This is a genomic window from Saccharopolyspora sp. SCSIO 74807 (genome assembly GCF_037023755.1).
GTDB classification, from domain to species: Bacteria; Actinomycetota; Actinomycetes; order Mycobacteriales; family Pseudonocardiaceae; genus Saccharopolyspora_C; species Saccharopolyspora_C galaxeae.
Genome location: NZ_CP146100.1, coordinates 5,721,556 through 5,740,478, shown reverse-complemented (window position 1 = coordinate 5,740,478; position 18,923 = coordinate 5,721,556). Strand labels below are relative to the sequence as shown.

The following is an 18,923-nucleotide window of genomic DNA, read 5'->3' as shown; positions in this document are numbered from 1 at the left end:
CGTGTGTCGGCCGAGTGCCCCTGATCGCGGAGTGAACGGCCTGTTCGTCCAATCTATTGGGACCAGCGGGCCGTTCACTCCGGGCGCAACGTGCTCGGAAACCGCGTACCCGGCGCGGTTAGGGTGGCGTGCCGGACACGCAGGGAGGGCATCACCGGATGGCACAGCAAGGCCCGCGGCTGCCGGGGGCGCGCAGCGGGGGAGCGGGCGAGCAGGCCGGGCACGGCGCCCGCGTCGAACAGGCGTCGCCGGACGAACGGCTGGTCGGCACCGCGATCTACGTCGACGGCCGGCGCGCGCACTCGCCGGAGTCGCTGGCCGAGACCAGTCGCGCGCTGGCGGACGAGGACGGCGCGATGGCCTGGGTCGGGCTCTACCGCCCCAGCGCCGAGGAACTGCAGGCCGCGGCCGAGGAGTTCGGGCTGCACGAACTCGCCGTCGAAGACGCCATCCTGGCCCACCAGCGGCCCAAGGTGGAACGCTACGACGAAACGCTGTTCGTGGTGCTGCGGCCCGCGCGCTACCTGGACGAGACCGAGCAGGTCGAACTCGGTGAGCTGCACCTGTTCATCGGCCCGGACTTCGTGCTGACCGTGCGGCACGGCCGCTCCCCGGACCTGTCCGCGGTGCGCGACCGCATGGAAGCAGCGCCGGAGCTGTTGCGCCGCGGGCCGCACGCGGTGCTCTACGCCGTGCTGGACGCCGTGGTCGACGACTACGCGCCGGTGGTGGAAGGCGTGCAGCACGACATCGACGAGATCGAAACGCAGGTGTTCGGTGGTGACCCGAACGCATCCCGGCGCACCTACCAGCTCTCCCGCGAAGTCATCGAGCTGCAGCGGGCCACCAGCCCGCTGCTGGGAATCCTGGAGGAAGTCGGCGCGAACTACGCCGAGCGCGACGCCGACGCGGAACTGCACCGCCGCTTGCGGGACGTGACCGACCACGCGACCACGGTCGCCGAGCGGGTCGGCGGCTTCCGGCAGATGATCTCCGACATCCTGTCGGTCAACGCCACGCTGGTCACCCAGGAGCAGAACGAGAAGATGAAGAGCCTCACCGAGGCCAGCTACGCGCAGAGCGAGCAAGTCAAGAGCATCTCCTCGTGGGCGGCGATCCTGTTCGCGCCGACGCTGGTCGGCACCGTCTACGGGATGAACTTCGACGCCATGCCCGAGCTGCACTGGAGCTTCGGTTACCCGATGGCGGTCGGGCTGATGATCGTCGTCTGCGTGCTGCTGTACGTGGTGTTCAAGCGGCGCGACTGGCTCTGAGGGCGTGCCGGGAAATCGCCGCCGTCAGCGGGAAATCGCGGTGCGGAACCAGTCGAGCGTGGTCTCCAGCGCGGTCACCAGCGGGGTCGGTCGCGTGCCGAAGGTCCGCTCGAACGCTCCCGAATCCATCACCTGGTGCTCGGTGTGCTGGTAGAACAGCTCGGCGTACTCGCCCATGAAGACCTCGTCGAACGGTCCGAACGGTTCGGGCTCGCGCAGCACGTGGACGTCGAGCGGGCGGCCCGCGAGCTTGCCGATGATCTCGTGCACCTCCCGCGTCGTGCTCGCCGGTGCGGTGGGCAGGTGCCAGACCTGCCCGTCCGATTCCGGGCGCTCGCCGAGCACGGCGAGGCCCGCGGCGACGTCGTCGATGAAGGTGTAGCTGTGCAGCAGGTCGAGGTCCCCGAAGCCCAGCACCCGGTCGCCGGTGAGCGCGGGCGGGAACGCGGTCGCCCCGAGCGTCGAGTTGAACACGCCGGGGCCGAAGAAGTCCGCTGACCGGCCCAGCGCGACCCGGACCCGGCCCGAGCGGTGCGCGGCGAGGTAGTTCTCGTCCAGTTCGGCGCGCATCCGGCCCTTGCGGGTGGTTGCGTTCATCGGGGTGCGCTCGGTCATCACCGCCCCGTCCGTTTCGCCGTACGGGTAGAGCGTGTCCAGCACGACGAGTCGCGCGTCCGCTTCGGCCGCGGCCGCCAGCACCGCGTCCTGGACCTTCGGCAGCACTTCGACCTGCCGGTGGTATTCGACGTTGACGCAGTGGTGCACGACGTCCGCGCCGTGCACGGCGGTCCGCAGCTCGGCGGCGTCGAGCACGTCCGCGCGCGCCCGCTCGACCCCTTCGGCGTCCGGGCCTGCGCCGCTGCGGTTGACCAGGCGGACGCGGTGACCGCGGCGGGCGAGTTCGCGGGCCAGCGCCGTTCCGGCCGGACCCGCTCCCAGCACGACGTGCAGCTGCTGCGGCATGGATGCTCCTTGTTATGGCGTGTCGCACTAGTTATGGACCGTAACTAAAGCTAGACTAGGTCGCGGAACGTGGCAAGGAGGAACATCTGTGGCCGAGGGCGCGACGACACCGCGGGACCGGTTCCGCGAGCAGACCAGGGGCGAGATCAAGGCGATCGCCCTGCGGCAGCTGTCCGAAGGCGGGATCGGCGCGATCGCGCTGACCCGGATAGCCAAGGAACTCGGCCTGTCCGGGCCCGCGCTCTACCGGTACTACGCCGGGCGGGACGAGCTGATCAGCGCGCTGGTCCGGGACGCCTACGACGACTTGGCCGCGGCCGTGTCCGCCCCTGCCGAGCCGGATTCGCCGCCGCGCGCCCGGTTGTTGCGGCTCGGACGCGCGTACCGGGCGTGGGCGCGCGAACAACCGCACCGCTACCTGCTGATCTTCGGGTCACCGCTGCCGGGCTACGCAGCGCCGCCGGACACCGTGGCCAACGCGCGCGCGGCGCTGGAACCGGTGGTGCGGGTGTTCGCCGCCGCGCGCCCCGATCAGCAGCCGCTCGTCGACCAGCTGCAACGGTGGAACGAGCGAGATCCCGCCGTGGCGGCCTGGACCGGTGCGCACGTCGAACCCGCAGCGGCCGGAGCCGCGCTGGCCGGTGCGGTCACCGCGCTGTCCCGCCTGCACGGCATCGTCGGGCTCGAAGTCAACGGCCAATTCGCCGGCATGGGGCACGATCCGGGCGAGCTGCTGGACGCCGAACTCGGGCTGCTCGCCGACACCTACCGGCTGCCGTGAGCGTCCCGGCCGGAGCGGGACTTCGGCTCAGGACCGTTCGGCGCGGCGCGGCTTCCGGGCGACGCCCGCCCAGACCAGGGACTCCGACGGGTCGTCGAAGCTGATCGCGGTCTGCCCGTCGCCGTGCTCCGGGCGCCACAGCGGGGTCCAGGTGGCTCCCGGCTCGGCGACCTCGAAGTCGCCGAAGAGCGCCTCGATCTCGCGGTGCGAGCGCCACAGCACCGGAGTGGCGGTGTGGTCGTACATCGCCGCGCACTCGGCCATTTCCGTTGCCAGCCCGTCCGGCACGTCGTCCGCGGTGCCGTGCGACAACGCCAGGTAGGAGCCGGGGGAGAGCAGTTCGCGGAACCGCTCGACGCAGGCGGGGCCGATGTCCTGGCCTTGATCGTCGAGCTGTTGCACGTGCAGCACCGCGATCATCAGCAGCGCGACGGGCTCGCGCAGCTTCAGGATTCCGGTGCCCGCCACGGCTTGCCACAGCTCGTCGGGTTCGCACAGGTCGGCGCGGAGCACGCCGTGCCGCCGCGGGTCACCGTTGCGCTCCAGCTCCAGTTCGGAGTGCGCGACGGCCACCTCCTCGTTGTCCACGTAGACCACCCGGGCCTCGACACCGGCGTCCGCGGCGATCTGGTGGGTGGCGCCCATCGTGGGCACGCCCGCGCCGACGTCGATGAACTGCCGAATTCCTTGGGACAGCAGGTAGCGCACCACGCGGTGCAGGAACAGCCGGTTGGCCTTCGCCACGGATTCGACGAACGGGAAGCGTTCCAGCGCGCGCCTGCCGAATTCGCGGTCCACCGCGTAATTGGCCTGCCCGCCCAGGTAGAAGTCGTAGACGCGCGCGACGTTGGGCTGGTGCGTATCGATCTTGCGTTGCCGGACCACGGGGATCTCCTCACCGAACGAGCACGCCGATCACGACCGAAGAACGCGAAGGCCAATGGTTACCACACGTGGCCGGAGGGCAGGTGACCGCCTACTGGCGGATCGTGCTCGCGGCGGGGCCGGAATCCGCGGTGCCCGGCGGTCCATCCGGCTCGCCGGGTCCCGGACTCAGAACACCTGTGGCCGTGGCTTGCGGGCGACGCCCGCCCAGCCGATGGACTCCGAAGGATCGCTGAACCCGAGGTCCGGCTCGCTGGAGTCGCCGTACTCCGGGCGCCACAGCGGGGTCCAGGTCATGCCCGGCTCGACCATCTCGAAGTTCCCGAACAGCGCCTCGATCTCGGCTTGCGAGCGCCAGATCACCGGGGTCGCGGTGTGGTCGTACATCGCCGCGAACTCGGCCATCTTGGTGGCGCGCCCGTCGGGAACCTGATCGTCGGTGCCGTGCGAGAGCGCGAGGTAGGAACCGGGCGAGATCAGCTCGCGCAACCGCGCGACCGAGGCCGGGCCGACATCGCGGCCGGCGTCGTCGAGCTGCTTGACGTGCAGCACTACCAGCAGCAGCACCGCGACCGGTTCGCGCAGCGTCACGATTCCGGAGGTGGCCACGGCCTGCCACAGCTCGTCCGGTTCGCGGAGGTCGGCGCGCACCACGGTGTGCCGCCGCGGGTCGCCGTCGCGCTCCAGCTCCAGCTTCGACTGCGCCACCGCGACGTCCTCGTTGTCGACGTAGACGACGCGTGCGCCACCGGCCTCGGCGGCGACCTGGTGCGTCGCACCCATCGTCGGCACGCCCGAGCCGATGTCGATGAACTGCCGGACGCCTTGGGACAGCAGGTAGCGCACCGTCCGGTGCAGGAACAGCCGATTCGCCTTCGCGACCGATTCGACGAACGGGAACCGCTGCAGCGCGCGCTTGCCGAACTCGCGGTCCACCGCGTAGTTCGCCGCCCCGCCCAGGAAGTAGTCGTAGACGCGGGCGACGTTGGGCTGCTGCGTGTCGCTGCTGCGCTGCCGGACCAACAGGGCTCCTCACCGCCCGGTGGCACCGGGTGTGGCTGAAGAAGTACTTGCCGTGTCGATCAAGGTGTACCACACCGTCCCACTTTGGAGGTAATCGGCTACGCTGGGTGGCTGTTCTGCGTGGGGAGCTCCCACCCGGCAGCCGTTCCGGTGCGGGTCGAGCTGACCGCGAGCAATGCCCTCGCCGCATCGGAACATGCGAAAACGGTGTTAGATCCGCATCCGGGCTCGTCCTAGTCTTCGATCCCGCCGGACGGTAGGCGGGCGAGGCGGCGCCGCCGGTTTCGCACCGGGAAGGACGACGATGTCTGATACCGAACCGAGGGTCAGCGCGAAAAATGGGGCAGGCGCGGGAAGTCCGGCCGGGCCCAGGGTGCCGACCCGGATGCTGGTGCTCGCGCTGATCTTCGTGATCACCACGGTGAATTACGCGGATCGCAGCAGCCTGTCGATCACCGGCAGCAGCGTGCAGGCCGATCTGGGCTTCAGCACCGTGCAGCTGGGCTACATCTTCTCGGCGTTCAGCTGGGCCTACGTGATCGCGCAACTGCCCGGCGGCGTGCTGCTCGACCGGTTCGGCGCGCGCCGGATCTACGGCCTGAGCCTCGTGCTGTGGACGTTGGTCACGCTCGCGGTGAGCCTCGTCGGGCTGATCACGACACCGGTGCTGGTGGCCGTGACGACCATCTTCGTGCTCCGGCTGCTGCTGGGCGCCTTCGAATCCCCGGCATTTCCCGCCAACGCGCGGGTGGCGACGACCTGGTTCCCGACCGCGGAGCGGGGCAGGGCCACGGCGGTGTTCAACTCCGCGCAGTACTTCGCCACCGCAGCGTTCGCGCCGGTCATGGGGTGGCTTACGCACCAGTTCGGCTGGCGCTGGGTGTTCGTGATGCTCGGTGCGCTGGGGCTGGTGCTGGCCGTGCTGTGGTTCCGGTGGATGGATTCGCCGCGGAACCATCCGCGCGTGAGCGCGAAGGAGCTGGGAACGATCCGCGACGGCGGCGGGCTCGTCGACCTTGATGAGGCGGGTGCGCGCGGCGCATCGCGGGAGGCGCTGAACTGGCGCAGCCTCGGGAAGATCTTCACCTTCCGCGGGCTGTGGGGCGTCTACATCACGCAGTACGCGATCAACGCGCTGACGTACTTCTTCATCACCTGGTTCCCGGTTTACTTGGTGCAGGGCCGCGGATTGTCGCTTCTCGAAGTCGGTTTCGTCGCGGCGCTCCCGGCGCTGTGCGGGTTCGGCGGCGGGCTGCTCGGCGGCTTCTTCTCGGACGCGTTGCTGCGTCGCGGGCTTTCGGTGACCGCCGCGCGCAAAATCCCTTCTGTGCTCGGGATGGTGCTGGCCACCAGCATCGGGCTGTGCAATCTCACCGACAGCAGCGCGCTGATCATCGCGCTGATGACGCTGGCGTTCTTCGGCAAGGGGCTCGGCGCGCTCGGCTGGGCGATCACCACCGACATCGCGCCGCCGGAGGCCGCGAGTTTCGTCGGCTCGACCATGAACGCGTTCGGCAACGCCGCGGGGATCGTCACGCCGATCGTCATCGGCTACACCGTGCAGGTCACCGGTTCCTTCCACACCGCGTTGTGGTTCGTGGCCGCGCACGGACTGCTCGCACTGGTCGGTTTCGCGGTGATGGGCCCGATCAAACGAATCCAGTTCGACGCGGACTGAGTAGTCCTCTGTGGAGGATCCGTTCGCTGAAGCGCCGCACACGTCACGAATGGAGCGACCATGAGCACGGGTTTCGACCGGATCAGCCGGGTGAAGATCTCGTCGATCACACTGCCGCTGCCGACCGCGATCTCCGACGCCAAGGTGCTCACCGGCAGGCAACGGCCGATGACCGAGGTCGCGATGCTGTTCGCCGAGATCAGCACCGACGACGGCGCGGAAGGCATCGGCTTCAGCTACTCCAAGCGCGCGGGCGGACCCGGCCAGTTCGCGCACGCGCGCGAGATCGCACCGGTGCTGCTGGACGAGGATCCCAGCGACATCGGCAAGATCTGGGACAAGCTCGTCTGGGCGGGCGCCTCGGTCGGGCGCAGCGGACTGGCGATCCAGGCGATCGCCGCCTTCGACGTCGCGCTGTGGGACCTCAAGGCCAAGCGCGCGGACTTGCCGCTGGGCAAACTCCTTGGGGCGCACAGGGATTCGGTGCGCTGCTACAACACATCGGGTGGATTTCTGCACGCGCCGATCGAAGAAGTCGTGGAACGCGCCGCGAGCTCGGTGCGCGACGGCATCGGCGGGATCAAGCTGAAAGTCGGGCACCCGGACGGCGCCGCGGACCTGGCCAGGGTCAGCGCGGTCCGGGAGAAGCTCGGCGATTCCGTCCCGCTGATGGTCGACGCGAACCAGCAGTGGGACCGGACCGCGGCGCGCCGGATGTGCCGGGCACTCGAACCGCTGGAACTGGTGTGGATCGAGGAACCGCTGGACGCCTACGACTCCGCGGGCCACCACGCGCTGGCGTCCACATTCGACACTCCGATCGCGACCGGCGAGATGCTGGCGAGCACCGCCGAGCACGCGGAGCTCATCCGGCTCGGCGGCGCCGACGTGGTGCAGCCGGACGCTCCCCGCATCGGCGGGATCTCGCGATTCCTGAAGGTCATGGCGCTGGCCGAGCAGCAGCACCTGCAACTCGCGCCGCACTTCGCGATGGAGATCCACGTGCACCTCGCCGCGGCGTATCCGCACGAACCGTGGGTGGAGCACTTCGAGTGGCTGGACCCGTTGTTCAACGAGCACTTGGAGATCTCCGACGGGCGGATGCACCTGTCCGCGCGTCCCGGACTCGGCGTGACGCTCAGCGATCAGGCCCGCGCCTGGACCGTCGCCGAGCACGAGGTCACCGGCTGATCACCCGGCAGCCGCAGCGATCCGGGCGGGCAACGGTCATTCGGGCAACAGCAGTCTTCCGACCGGCCGAAGTCACCCGGGCAGCCACCGGGGAGTCACGCTGGGCACCACGACTTCCCCGGTGCAGCGCCCGGATTCGTCCAGCAGCCAGCCCATCCGCTTGGCCACCCGCAGCACCAGCACCCGCTCGTTGATCGACAGCCGCGGCAGCTTCTCGGCCAGCAGCAGCTCCAGCCGCCGCAGATCGGCGGGCGAACGCGCCCACAGCTGGAAAAGCAGGTTCGCCTTGCCCACTGTGGACACGCACAGCCGCAGTTCGGCGAGGGTGCGCAACGAGCGCACCGTGCGGTCCAGTTCCGCGGCGGGCAGCTCGGCCAGGAAGATGCACGACATCGGCCACTGCGAACGGACCTGCGCCACGTCGCAGCGGAAGGACAGCTGCTCCGAGGCCAGCAACCTGCCGACCTGCCGCCGCACCGTGGCCGGATTGCGGTCGAGGACGCGCGCGATGTCGGCGGCGCTGCGCCGTCCATCGTGGATCAGCGCCTCGACCAGCGGCCAGTAGTGCTCCGGGAGCGAGGTGAACCCGTCGGTCCGCGGTGCGGCGGCCTGCAGCTCGGATCGCTGTGCCGGGTCGAGCGCGTCGAGCCGCCAGCGGCTGCCCTCCGCGTGCACCTTCGTCGCCAGGTGCGTGTCGACCCGCTGCACGCCCGGGATCCGCGGCAGCTCGTCGAGCGCGAACCGCGTCAGCGAGTCGTGGTCCGGAGTCAGCACGGTGATGATCAGGTCCCGGCCGCTGGCGGTCTCGTCGATCGTGGCCGCCCGCGGGTCGCGGCACAACGCGCCGATGACCTCGCTCCGCCGCTGCGGGGCGACGTCGAGCTCGACGAACGCGAGCGTGACCGTGCTCAGCTTCCCGCCCGCGTGCGCGGTGACCCACGCCGTTCCGCTGGAGCGCAGCCGTTCCCAGCGCGCGGCCAGCGTCGTCGCCGTCGAACCGAGCACGCGCGCGGCATCCGCCCAGCTCACCCGAGGTGCGACCTGCAGGGCGTGCAGCAGTGACAGGTCCTGCTCGTCCAGCAGCGGATGCACGAATCACCTCCAGCAGCGCTTCGCCGTGCACGAATCCTTCGATCTGTTCGACCGTTGTTCCCGCAGCAGCACACTGCCTGTCACCTCAGCACGCCGTGTCGCCGATCACTCCGCGGGGTCCGGTGCCCGGTGGTGCCCAGTGCGAGCCGGGGCTCGTCGAGCCCGGAGCTGCCGCCGCGATGGACGCCCGCAGCCGGGTGCCGGACCGCGAGGTCCCCGGCTGAAGTGAAAGCAGGTGCCGAAGTGACCGAGCCGAACCACCCACCGAACGGCGCCGCACCGGCGCCACCGGCCGTGCGCCGCAAAGCCGTGCTGGCGGCGTCGATCGGCAACTTCGTCGAATGGTTCGAGTTCACCCTCTACGGGTTCTTCGCCGCCGCCATCGCGGTGAACTTCTTCCCCGTCCCGGACGGGACGACCTCGCTGATCCCCACGTTCGCCGCGTTCGGCATCTCGTTCGTGCTGCGCCCGCTCGGCGCGCTGGTGTTCGGGCACTTCGGTGACCGGCTCGGCAGGCGCGGCACGCTCGCCGTGTCGCTGATCGGGATGTCGGCGGCCACCTTCGTGATCGGCGTGCTGCCGAACGCCGACGCCATCGGTGTGCTCGCGCCGATCCTGCTGATCGTGGCGCGGGTGGCGCAGGGGTTCTCCGCCGGTGGCGAGTTCGGCGGCGCGACGGCCTACATGGTCGAGTACGCGCCCGAGCACCGGAGGAACTTCTTCGGCAGCTGGCAGTTCTTCACCCAGATGCTGGCCGGGCTCGCCGGTTCCGCGGTCGGTGCTTCGCTGAGCGCGGTGCTCAGCGAGCAGGCCCTCAACGCGTGGGGCTGGCGGATTCCGTTCCTGCTCACGTTGCCGCTCGGCGTCATCGGCTTCTACCTGCGGCTGCGCCTGGACGAGACACCTCAGTTCAAGGCCGAGCAGGGCGGCGAACGGGGCGCGCCGCTGCCGACGGTGCTGCGCGACCACTGGCCGAACGTGCTGAAGGTGATCGGCTTGATGATCACCGGCACGACGTTCTTCTACATGGTGCAAGCGTTCTTCCCGGCGTTCCTGGTCGAGCAGGTCGGTCTCGCGCGCGGGCAGATGTTCGCCGCGATGATGATCGGTACCTGCGCGCAGCTGGTGCTGATCCCGCTGTGGGCGCTGTACGCGGACCGCATCGGGCGGCGCAGGCCGATGCTCGTCGGTTCGCTGGCCGTGCTGGTGGTGTGCGCGGTGCCCACGTACCTGCTGTTCCTGCACGGCACGTTCGGCTCGGCCGCGCTCGGTTACCTCGTGCTGGCCGTGGTGCTCGCGCCGATGACCGGGTGCTTGGCCACGGCGCTGGCCGAGAGCTTCCCGACCAGCGTGCGCTACAGCGGGCTCTCGGTCGCCTACAGCGTCTCCGTGTCGGTGTTCGGCGGCTTCACGCCGCTGATCCTGAGCGCGCTGGCCGCGAGCGGCCGGCTGGCACCCGCCTACTACCTGGTGGGGGCTGCGGTGCTGTCGCTGGTGGCCGCGCTGCTGCTGCCGGAGTCCGCGCAAAGCAGCGATCCGGCGTCGGATCGCGACGGCGCCGCGGTGTGATTTCGGGATTCTCAAGGGGAAAGGGGCCATGGTGTCCATAGTGGAGGATGCGCGCGAGATGTCCGGCGAGCTGGTGCGGCTGCGCCGCCGCCTGCACCGCGAACCGGAAGTCGGCCTGCAACTGCCGCGCACGCAGGACAGCGTGCTCGCCGAACTCGACGGGCTCGGCCTGGAAGTGCGCACGGGCGGGCAATGCACGTCGGTCACCGCGGTGCTGCGCGGCTCAGCGCAGTCACAGCGCACGGTCTTGCTGCGCGCCGACATGGACGCCTTGCCCGTCCACGAGCGCACCGGGCTCGACTACGCCTCGACGAACGGCGCGATGCACGCCTGCGGGCACGACCTGCACACTGCAATGCTCACCGGCGCGGCCCGGCTGCTCTCGCAGCACCGCGACCGGCTCGCCGGAGACGTGGTGCTGATGTTCCAGCCGGGCGAGGAGGGCTACGACGGCGCCGGGACGATGATCGACGAAGGAGTGCTCGACGCCGCCGGTCGCCGGGCCGACACCGCCTACGCCATGCACGTGTTCTCCTCCGCCGCTCCGCACGGGAAGTTCGTCAGCAGGCCCGGCGCGGCGCTGTCCGCATCGGACGAGCTGAAAGTGGTGGTTCGAGGCGCCGGCGGGCACGGTTCCGCACCGCACCGGGCGCACGACCCGGTTCCCGCGATGGCGGAGATGATCACCGGGCTGCAGACGATGGTGGGGCGGCGGTTCGACATCTTCGACCCGGTGGTGGTCACGGTCGGCACGGTGCGCGCGGGCACCGCGCACAACGTCATCCCGGACACCGCCGAGTTCGGCGCCACGGTGCGGTCGTTCTCCGCGGACGCCCGGGCGCGGGTCCGCGCGCTGACCGAGGAGTTGCTGCACGGCATCGCAGCCGCGCACGGCGTGACCGTGGACGTCGAGTTGGCCGAGGGCTATCCGGTCACGGTCACCGACGCCGCGGAAACCGGGTTCGTCGCCGCCACGATCGCCGAGCTGTTCGGCGACACCCGCTACGAGGAACTGGCCAACCCCCTCGGCGGTTCGGAGGACTTCTCGCGGGTGCTCCAGCACGTGCCGGGCGGCTTCGTGGGGCTCAGCGCGGTGCCGCCGGAGGCCGACCCCCGCACGGCGCCCTACAACCACAGCCCGCTGGCGGTCTACGACGACTCGGTGCTCGCCGAAGGCGCCGCGCTCTACGCCGAACTGGCCGTGCGGCGGCTGATGCTGCACGAGTAGGCCGGTCGACGTGCGCGCCGTCCCGGAGGCTCGGGTCGCTCGCACGGTTGATCGAAGCCGGATGTCAGGCCCGCAGGCAGCGGTCACTCCCGGAGGGGCGGGCGGGGGTGCGCTCCGCCGCGAACGACCCGGCGAAGAATTGCGGACGCCCGCGCTAATTATCGGGCGCTGCTCTTTTCGGATTCCCGGTGCGACTCGTCCGGGTGTAGCACCGCATCGGGTTTCTCCGCGCCATTCCCCGGTGTCCCGGCCGCTGTTACGGTCCGAAGTGCGGCGCATTTCGCAGTCGATTCCAGAGCATTGTCCGGACGCCGCATTGTTCGGGCGCCGCATCGTCCGGAAACAGCGCAGGCGCGCGCCGTTGAGGCGGCGGTTCGTCCGAGAGGCGGCAGCGATGGCTCGACCCGACCTGGCGGAAACCTCCGAACAACCCCCGATGGTCCCGCTGGAGCTCCTGCGCCGGGACGTGGACACCGTGCTGGAGCGGTTCATGGGCTCCTGCTCGGCACGCGCCCCCGATCCCGGCCTGCCGCCGCTGATCGAGGTCGTCCGGGACTTCCAGGCGGGCGGCAAACGGCTGCGCCCGCTGTTCTGCTGCGCCGGATTCGCCGCAGCGGGCGGGGATCCGCGCAGCGAGGTGGTGCTCGGCGTGGCAGCGGCGCTGGAGCTGTTCCACTCCTTCGCGTTGATCCACGACGACGTGATGGACGGTTCCGACCAGCGGCGCGGCAAACCGACCGTGCACCGCCGGTTCGGGGCGCAGGTGCCGGAGCAGCGTGGTGCACCGGGAGCTTCCGGCGCGGCACCGGCTCCGGTCGATGCCGGGTTCGGCGTCAACGTGGCGATCCTGCTCGGCGACGCGTGCCTGGTGTGGTCCGACGAGCTGTTGCACAGCGCGGGGATCCCGCAGCAGCGGTGGGCGGACGTGCGGCCGTTCGTGCAGGCCATGCGCACCGAACTCATCGCGGGGCAGTACCTGGACCTGGCGGGCGAGGGCGCGCTGGACCCGCTGGACCAGGCGTGGCGGGTGATCCGGCACAAGACCGCGGCCTACACCGTGGCCCGGCCGATGCAGATCGGCGCCGCGCTCGCCGGTGCGGACCGCGAGCTGCTGGCCCGCTGCGCGGAGTTCGGCTTCCTGCTCGGCACGGCGTTCCAGCTGCGCGACGACCTGCTCGGAGTGTTCGGCGACCCGGCCGTGACCGGGAAATCCAGGCTGGACGACTTGCGCGCGGGAAAGCCGACGGTGCTCATCGGACTCACGTGGCGGCGCGCCACCGAGCAGCAGCGCCGCACGATCCGGCGGCTGCACGGTGCGCCCGGGCTCGACGAGGAAGGGGCGGCGCAACTGCGCGGCATCATCGACGAAACCGGGGCGCACCGGGCGGTTCGCGAGCTGATCGAGCAGCGCACGGCCGAAGCGCTGGGTGTGCTCGGGCGAATGCCGGTGCGCCGGCCGGTGCGGGAAAGCCTCGCGGAACTCGCCGGGCAGGCCACCCGGCGGCAGCGCTGAACGCCGCCCGTTGCGCGAGTGCCACCACGCAATCGAAAACGAATGCAAGGAGGAGAACCGCAAATGGGCACCATCGACACTTTTCGCGACCTCGTCGGAAACATCGCCGACGATGCGAAAAAAGCGTTCGACGAACTCCTGGATCGGCGCTGCGACGATTGGGACGGGGATTACTGGGACGACCCGTGGGACTGCGATCCGTGGGACTGGGACGATCGGCCCGTGGATGATTGGCGCAGGGGTGATCGGCGCACCGGGAATCGGCGCGGCGACTACCGCCGCCGCGGCCAGCGCCGCGGCAGTCCCCGAGTGGTCGAGGCCGGCCGCTCGCACCCGGCCGTGGCCGAGCCGCGGCGCAGCCCGGAGGACGGGCTGCCGGACCAGATAAGGCAGCTCAACGACTCGGTCGACTCGTTGCGGGCTTCGCTGCAGCAGGCACCGGGCCCGGCCGCGCCCGAGCACCGGACCTGATGGGCCTGGACCGGCTGCGGCGAGTCGCCGGGGTGCTCGGTGCGCTGTGCCGCACCGAGCTCACCCGGACCGTGCACCGCGGAACCGGCGACGCGGCCCCGCACGAGCGCGCCCGCGAGGTCCGGCGGGCGCTGGAGGAGCTCGGCCCGTTCTACATCAAGCTCGGGCAGATGCTCTCCACCCGCCCGGACATCGTCTCCCGGACGATGATCGCCGAGCTGGAGAACCTGCACGACCACGTGCACCCGCTGCCGTTCTCGGATTTCGAGCCGGTGCTGGCCGCCGACCTGGGCAGCGAGTGGAAGGAGCAGTTCCGCGACTTCGACATCCTCGAACCCGTCGGCACCGCCTCGCTGGCGCAGGTCTACCGGGTCACGTTGCGCGACGGCTCGCCCGGCGTGGTCAAGATCCAGCGCCCGGATGTGGCCGCGACCGTGCTGGAGGACATGGCGCTGCTGCGGAAAGCGGCGCGCATCGTCGGCAAGGGAGCGCCGCGGTTCAACGCGGTCGTCGACATCGACGCGATGCTGGGCGTGCTGTTCGACGCGATGCGCCCGGAACTGGACTTCACCGCCGAGGCCGCGAACATGCGCGAAGCCCGCAAAGCCGTCCGCGACTTCCCGACGCTGGACGTGCCGAGGGTGGTGCAGGCGACCCGGCACGTGCTGGTGCAGACGCTGGCGCCGGGCCGGTCGGTGCGTGAGATCGCGCCCGAGGAACTTCCCGCGGCGCTGCGCAAAGCGATCGGCACGGACCTGCTGGCGTTGCAGTTCCGGGGTTTCTTCGTGAACCGCATGTTCCACGCCGACCCGCACCCGGGCAACATCTTCGTCGACGGCGAAGGCCGGGCCACGCTGATCGACTGGGGCATGGTCGGCCGGGTCGACCGCCGCACCAGCATGACGATCATGCTGGTGCTGTTGCACCTGGCGCGCAACGACGGGCACGGGCTGGCCAAGGCGTGGACCGAACTCGGCCACGCCACCGCCTGGGCGGACGTACCCGCGTTCGCCGCGGACATGGCCGCGCTGACGCCGCAGATCGCGGCGGCCTCGCTGTCCGAGCTGAACTTCGGCGTGACGCTGACCAGCGTGCTGCAGCAGTCCACCAAGCGCGGCATCAAGACCAACCCGGTGATCTCGGTGCTGGGCAAGTCGTTCGCCAACATGGAAGGCTCGGTGCGCTTCCTCGCCCCGGAACTGTCCATCACGGACGTGTTCCAGCAGCAATTGGCGCGGATGCTGGCCGAACTTGCCAAGGATGCACTGTCAGCGGGCAACGCCGCGCGCACGCTGGTGGAGCTGATGCTTGTCGCGGACACGCTCACGGAGCAGGCGCGCAGCGTCACCGGCGACCTGTCCGATCGGGAATTCACCTTCCACGTCAACCAGAACGCGCCCGCGCGGACCCCGCGTTCCACGAGGCTGCGCGACGGCTTGGCGGGCGCGGCGCTCGCCGCGCTGTGGGCGCGCCGCAACCGGTGATCGGAGTGAACGGCCCGCTGGTCCCACTAGATTGGACGAACAGTCCGTTCACTCGGAACGTTCCGGCGGGTGCGTTTGGAGTGAACGGAACTTTGGTCCCACTAGATTGGTCAAACGGTCCGTTCACTCGGGGCGAAAGGTTCCGGGGGCGGGCAGCGATGTTGGAGGAGAGCACCTGACGCGACAGGTGACGGGATGGCGGAAATCCAGCCGGTCATCACAGCAGACCGCTTGCGTCGAGGTAGGCCGTGCTGCTGACGGCGCCGCGGTGCGTGACACCAAAGACCGCGCCGCCGGGTACTTCACCACGACGAGCGGCCAGTGGACCGCGTTCGTCGAAGCCGTCAAAGACGGGCGCTTCGACGGCTGAACCTAGCGATGATCCCCGGCGGAACGCGACCGCCGGGGATCACGCATGAGGCGACCCCGCAACGCGGCCGACTAGTCGAGTTGCGTCCACCACCAGGCGATCGACGGGAAGGGCAGCGGCTCCGCGCGGCGCACCGCAGGAGAGTCCACAACGGACCCATTCAACCGCAGCCGTACGGCCGGAGTGATCCCGTCCGCGGCGTAGAGCACGGTGTACCGGGGAGTCCGCAGGCTCCAGTCGATGTTGGCGCGGATGCCGTGGGCGAGGCTGTCCAGGTAGATCCGCAACGGCTCGGAGGCGCCGCGGCGGACCTGCTCGCGCAACCGCAGGAACAGCAGCATCAGCCGGTCCCGGTAGGCGATCGCGGTCGCCTCGGCTTCCTGCACATCGGTGCCGGTGACGGTGCGCACCGCGTCGGTGAGGTTGTGCCCGTCCTGCTGGCCGAGCATTTCCTTGTGCCGGGAGACCCGGTCGTTGTCCAGCGCGGCCACCATCCAGAACAGTTCGGTCAGCGCCCGCACCGGCGCGGCGTGCAGTTCGGAACCGGGAATTTCGGCCGCGTTCGCGAATTCGAACATGGATTGGGTCGGCGGGCCGCCGCAGTCGTGCAGGCGGACGACGAAGAAGTCGTCGAGGGTCTTCGGTCCACCCGCGGCGCGTTGCGCGTTCTGCTGCACGACTCCGAACAACCACCTGCGGTGCGCGTTGATCCACCGTTCGGTCTGGGCCGGAGTCGCCAGCCGCCGGTAGGAATGCGCCAGATCGCAGAGCCCGAGCAGGTGCGGATCCCCGCGGCACAGCGATTCATCACCGGTGTCCAGGATGCGCAGCAGTCGCGCGGCCACCGGGATGAACCGGGTCGGGTCCGTGCAATTGCCGCCTTCGTCGCAATGCGCGTCGTCGAAGGAGAATCCCCAATACACCCAGTTCGCGGCGATCTGGTAGTGCTCGGTCACCGCGTTCGGCACCATTCCGCCGTAGAAATCGGCCGAGGTGGAGGCGTACCAGCGCTCCAGTTCGCCCGCGTTGCGCACCAGGCCGAGCCGCTGCGCCCACTGCCCGGAACGGCGGTGCACCGCGTCCTTGTCCGGGTGCATCACGGGTTCGATCGGGCAGAAGAAGGGCGGGATTTCGATGTGCTGCTCGGTCGGCCCGGCGTCGGGCTCCGCCGGTGCCGCGCTGCTCGTCCGCACGTCCATGTTCACCCCGAGATCGTCGTTGCGGCGGTTCACCTGGGAAAGCAGAGCCGGAGCGCCGGGTGGGGCCGGCGCTCCGGGCGGGCTCACGTCCGGGTCAGGTACAGGACGAGCCCGTAGGGCTGGTGCAGCCAGATCTGCTGTCCGGTGCCTTCCAGCCGCGAGTTGTCGAATTCCTGCGGACGGTATTCCGGGTTGACCACCACCCAAACCCGTTCGACCAGCCAGCCGGGGTACTCGCCGGCCGGGTGCATTCGGATGTAGGTGGGAAACCGCTCCAGGTCCTCGGTTTCCAGTTGCGGACGTCTGGGGTCTTTGTACTGGGCGTCGGTGACGTTGGCTCCTTCGCCGAGCACGAACCGGTCGGTCTCGCCGCGCCGGAAGTCGTCCCGGCCGGTGCTGAGCCCGAATTCGCGTCCGGCGATGCCGAGGTAGACATCGCTTCTGGTGTCCGCGTTCGCTGCGTCGGCGGTGGCGATGTTCGCTTCGATCCGGGTGATGGACGCCATGCTCGCCTCACTTCCTCTGCTCGTTCCGGCGCTCCCGCCGGGTTTTCGGAAACGGCGGAGTGTGCTGGTAGCGGAAATGTCCCGGGAACGGAATCGATTCTAAGGCTCGCGCGGCGGCGTCGGCACTGCGCTGAGCGGTTTACGCCCTTGACACTTTGGTGCGCTGGTGCCGAATTGTTCCCGATCGAGCTCGGGGTGTTCCGGTGGCGCGGAAAATTGCGGTTTCAGCGCGGTGCCGGCCAGGACTCCAGCGTGCGCCGGGTCTCGAAGCGCCGCAGCAGGCCGGTGCGCGGATCGCGGAATTCGAGCACGGACGCGAGCAACTGCAACGGGTCGGTGAAGTCGTCGTCGGCGCGGTCCCGGACCTGCGGGTAGAGGTCGTCGCCCGCGATCGGCACACCCAGCGCGGCCAGGTGCACCCGCAGCTGGTGGGTGCGTCCTGTCGTGGGCAGCAGCCGGTAGCGGCCCAGGCCGTCGCGGTGCTCGATGAGCTCCACGCGGGTTTCGCTGTTCGGCGGGCCAGGAACCTCTTGCGCCTGCAGCACACCGCGTTCTTTGACGATCCTGCTGCGCACCGTGCGCGGCAGCACCAGCTGTGGATCGTGCCGGGCCACGGCGAGGTATTCCTTGCGCACCGCCCGGTCCTGGAACAAGCCCTGGTACTCGCGCCGCGCATCGGGCCGGACGGTGAACAGCACCAGCCCGGCCGTCATCCGGTCCAGCCGGTGCGCCGGGCTCAGCTCCGGCAGCTCCAGCTCGCGGCGCAACCGCACCAGCGCGGTCTCGGTGATGTGCCCGCCGCGCGGGGTCGTCGCCAGGAAATGCGGCTTGTCCGCGACGAGGATGTCCGCGTCCCGGTGCAGCACCTCGACGGAGTGCGGAACGGGCGGTTCCGGCGCGGTTTCGCGCTGCATCCACAGCGAAGTGCGCGGCGCGAACGGGGTTTCGGCATCGACGAGCCCGCCCGGACCGGCGACCCGCTGCTCGCGCAGCATCCGATCGACCTCGGCTGCGGCGATGGGCAGCCGGTCGACGAGGTGGTCCCGCATGGTCGGCCACGTCCCGCCGTCCGGCGTGCGCAGCCGCACGGCGTCCAAGCCGTCCCGCTGCGGGAACGGGGAACGGGGTTTGCGTCGCATCGCTGCCCAGCTTATGAGCCCGTCTTTGAACTCGTTTTGGGTAGGTGCCCGGGTAGCGGAACCTCATGCGCCGGTGCTCGGGTTGCGTACGTGGCGGAAGCGGCTGACGCCGCTTGAAAAGGGCAAACACCCAGCGTCGAACTTGGGATCCAAGACCGGCGCCAAGGGCTCCTCGCAGACGCATCTGCGCAGGTGATAGCGGGCCCAGCGGCTCGTTGCGTGATCGACCACTTCGCGGACAGCGCCCGTTCGGCGCAACTCGCGCCCACGCTGTGGGACGGCTCGGGCGGCGATTGACGCCCGGCACCGGTGGCGCAAGAATCCTCGGCATGAGTTCTGGCCTGGTCGCTCGCTTGCACGTCGATCTGCGGCGGCACGCAAGCGCGATCTGTGCTCGCTGAGCCGGAACGCGGCCGCGCCCGTCGTCCTTTGTGGACTTCCGTGGCGGAGTGACCGAGCGGCTAGGTAAGGGCCTGCAAAGCCCTTCACGCGGGTTCGAATCCCGTCTCCGCCTCAAAAACCAGCCCGCACGTCCGTCCATTCCGGACAGGAATCGG

At 70.0% G+C, this 18,923-nt stretch carries 18 protein-coding genes and 1 tRNA gene; 12 read left to right on the top strand and 7 right to left on the bottom strand.

What is annotated here, in order from left to right; translation table 11 throughout:
- Positions 1–158 precede the first annotated feature (158 nt).
- A complete protein-coding gene (locus V1457_RS26410; protein WP_338597614.1) occupies positions 159–1,274 on the top strand; it encodes a magnesium and cobalt transport protein CorA in 1,116 nt (371 codons plus the stop codon).
- A 24-nt stretch (positions 1,275–1,298) separates the two neighbouring features.
- Here V1457_RS26410 and V1457_RS26405 read toward each other — a convergent pair whose 3' ends face one another.
- Positions 1,299–2,237, bottom strand: a complete 939-nt coding sequence (locus V1457_RS26405) for an NAD-dependent epimerase/dehydratase family protein (RefSeq protein ID WP_338597612.1) — start codon at positions 2,235–2,237, stop codon at positions 1,299–1,301.
- 88 nt (positions 2,238–2,325) lie between these two features.
- On the opposite strand from V1457_RS26405, the gene V1457_RS26400 reads away from it, so the two are divergent.
- On the top strand, positions 2,326–3,018 hold the full coding sequence (locus V1457_RS26400; protein WP_338597610.1) for a TetR/AcrR family transcriptional regulator: 693 nt from the start codon (positions 2,326–2,328) through the stop codon (positions 3,016–3,018).
- Positions 3,019–3,045: 27 nt separating this feature from the next.
- Here V1457_RS26400 and V1457_RS26395 read toward each other — a convergent pair whose 3' ends face one another.
- Together V1457_RS26395 and V1457_RS26390 are read right to left on the bottom strand one after the other, a co-directional pair.
- Complete coding sequence (locus V1457_RS26395) at positions 3,046–3,903, bottom strand: SAM-dependent methyltransferase (RefSeq protein WP_295146246.1); 858 nt, start codon at positions 3,901–3,903, stop codon at positions 3,046–3,048.
- Positions 3,904–4,071: 168 nt separating this feature from the next.
- A complete protein-coding gene (locus V1457_RS26390) occupies positions 4,072–4,926 on the bottom strand; it encodes an SAM-dependent methyltransferase (RefSeq protein ID WP_338597607.1) in 855 nt (284 codons plus the stop codon).
- A gap of 304 nt (positions 4,927–5,230) precedes the next feature.
- Between V1457_RS26390 and V1457_RS26385 the strand changes: the two genes are divergently transcribed.
- Together V1457_RS26385 and V1457_RS26380 are read left to right on the top strand one after the other, a co-directional pair.
- Positions 5,231–6,604 (top strand): MFS transporter, encoded by a 1,374-nt coding sequence (locus V1457_RS26385; protein ID WP_338597605.1) that lies wholly within the window; start codon positions 5,231–5,233, stop codon positions 6,602–6,604.
- Between the two features lie 60 nt (positions 6,605–6,664).
- A complete protein-coding gene (locus tag V1457_RS26380) occupies positions 6,665–7,795 on the top strand; it encodes an L-talarate/galactarate dehydratase (RefSeq protein WP_200072187.1) in 1,131 nt (376 codons plus the stop codon).
- A 72-nt stretch (positions 7,796–7,867) separates the two neighbouring features.
- On the opposite strand, the gene V1457_RS26375 is transcribed toward V1457_RS26380, so the two are convergent.
- On the bottom strand, positions 7,868–8,887 hold the full coding sequence (locus V1457_RS26375; protein ID WP_338597603.1) for an Lrp/AsnC family transcriptional regulator: 1,020 nt from the start codon (positions 8,885–8,887) through the stop codon (positions 7,868–7,870).
- A gap of 243 nt (positions 8,888–9,130) precedes the next feature.
- On the opposite strand from V1457_RS26375, the gene V1457_RS26370 reads away from it, so the two are divergent.
- The 6 genes from V1457_RS26370 to V1457_RS26345 all read left to right on the top strand — a co-directional run bounded on the left by V1457_RS26370 (position 9,131) and on the right by V1457_RS26345 (position 15,522).
- Positions 9,131–10,456, top strand: coding sequence for an MFS transporter (locus V1457_RS26370; protein ID WP_338597601.1), 1,326 nt, complete (start codon positions 9,131–9,133; stop codon positions 10,454–10,456).
- Between the two features lie 31 nt (positions 10,457–10,487).
- Positions 10,488–11,684: a M20 family metallopeptidase gene (locus V1457_RS26365; protein ID WP_338605126.1), complete on the top strand. Its 1,197-nt coding sequence runs from the start codon at positions 10,488–10,490 to the stop codon at positions 11,682–11,684.
- A 394-nt stretch (positions 11,685–12,078) separates the two neighbouring features.
- Positions 12,079–13,197: a polyprenyl synthetase family protein gene (locus tag V1457_RS26360; RefSeq protein WP_200072191.1), complete on the top strand. Its 1,119-nt coding sequence runs from the start codon at positions 12,079–12,081 to the stop codon at positions 13,195–13,197.
- 63 nt (positions 13,198–13,260) lie between these two features.
- Positions 13,261–13,668 (top strand): hypothetical protein, encoded by a 408-nt coding sequence (locus V1457_RS26355; protein WP_338597598.1) that lies wholly within the window; start codon positions 13,261–13,263, stop codon positions 13,666–13,668.
- Positions 13,668–15,152, top strand: coding sequence for an AarF/UbiB family protein (locus V1457_RS26350; RefSeq protein ID WP_338597596.1), 1,485 nt, complete (start codon positions 13,668–13,670; stop codon positions 15,150–15,152). Before V1457_RS26355 ends, V1457_RS26350 begins: the two co-directional genes overlap by 1 nt.
- A 175-nt stretch (positions 15,153–15,327) precedes the next feature.
- A complete protein-coding gene (locus V1457_RS26345; protein ID WP_338605124.1) occupies positions 15,328–15,522 on the top strand; it encodes a DUF397 domain-containing protein in 195 nt (64 codons plus the stop codon).
- A 71-nt stretch (positions 15,523–15,593) separates the two neighbouring features.
- Here the strand turns inward: V1457_RS26345 and V1457_RS26340 are convergent, their stop codons facing one another.
- The 3 genes from V1457_RS26340 to V1457_RS26330 all read right to left on the bottom strand — a co-directional run bounded on the left by V1457_RS26340 (position 15,594) and on the right by V1457_RS26330 (position 18,366).
- The gene (locus tag V1457_RS26340) at positions 15,594–16,754 is read right to left on the bottom strand and encodes a terpene synthase family protein (protein ID WP_338597594.1); all 1,161 of its coding nucleotides are present in this window, start codon (positions 16,752–16,754) and stop codon (positions 15,594–15,596) included.
- 50 nt (positions 16,755–16,804) lie between these two features.
- A complete protein-coding gene (locus tag V1457_RS26335) occupies positions 16,805–17,227 on the bottom strand; it encodes a hypothetical protein (protein ID WP_338597593.1) in 423 nt (140 codons plus the stop codon).
- A gap of 224 nt (positions 17,228–17,451) precedes the next feature.
- Positions 17,452–18,366 (bottom strand): pseudouridine synthase, encoded by a 915-nt coding sequence (locus V1457_RS26330; protein WP_200072197.1) that lies wholly within the window; start codon positions 18,364–18,366, stop codon positions 17,452–17,454.
- Between the two features lie 329 nt (positions 18,367–18,695).
- Here V1457_RS26330 and V1457_RS30700 point away from each other — a divergent pair, with 329 nt between their 5' ends.
- Positions 18,696–18,767 carry a putative leader peptide gene (locus tag V1457_RS30700; protein ID WP_367269089.1) on the top strand — a complete coding sequence of 24 codons (72 nt, stop codon included), beginning with the start codon at positions 18,696–18,698 and terminating at the stop codon, positions 18,765–18,767.
- 42 nt (positions 18,768–18,809) lie between these two features.
- A tRNA-Cys gene (locus tag V1457_RS26325) sits at positions 18,810–18,880 on the top strand.
- Positions 18,881–18,923: the final 43 nt, after the last annotated feature.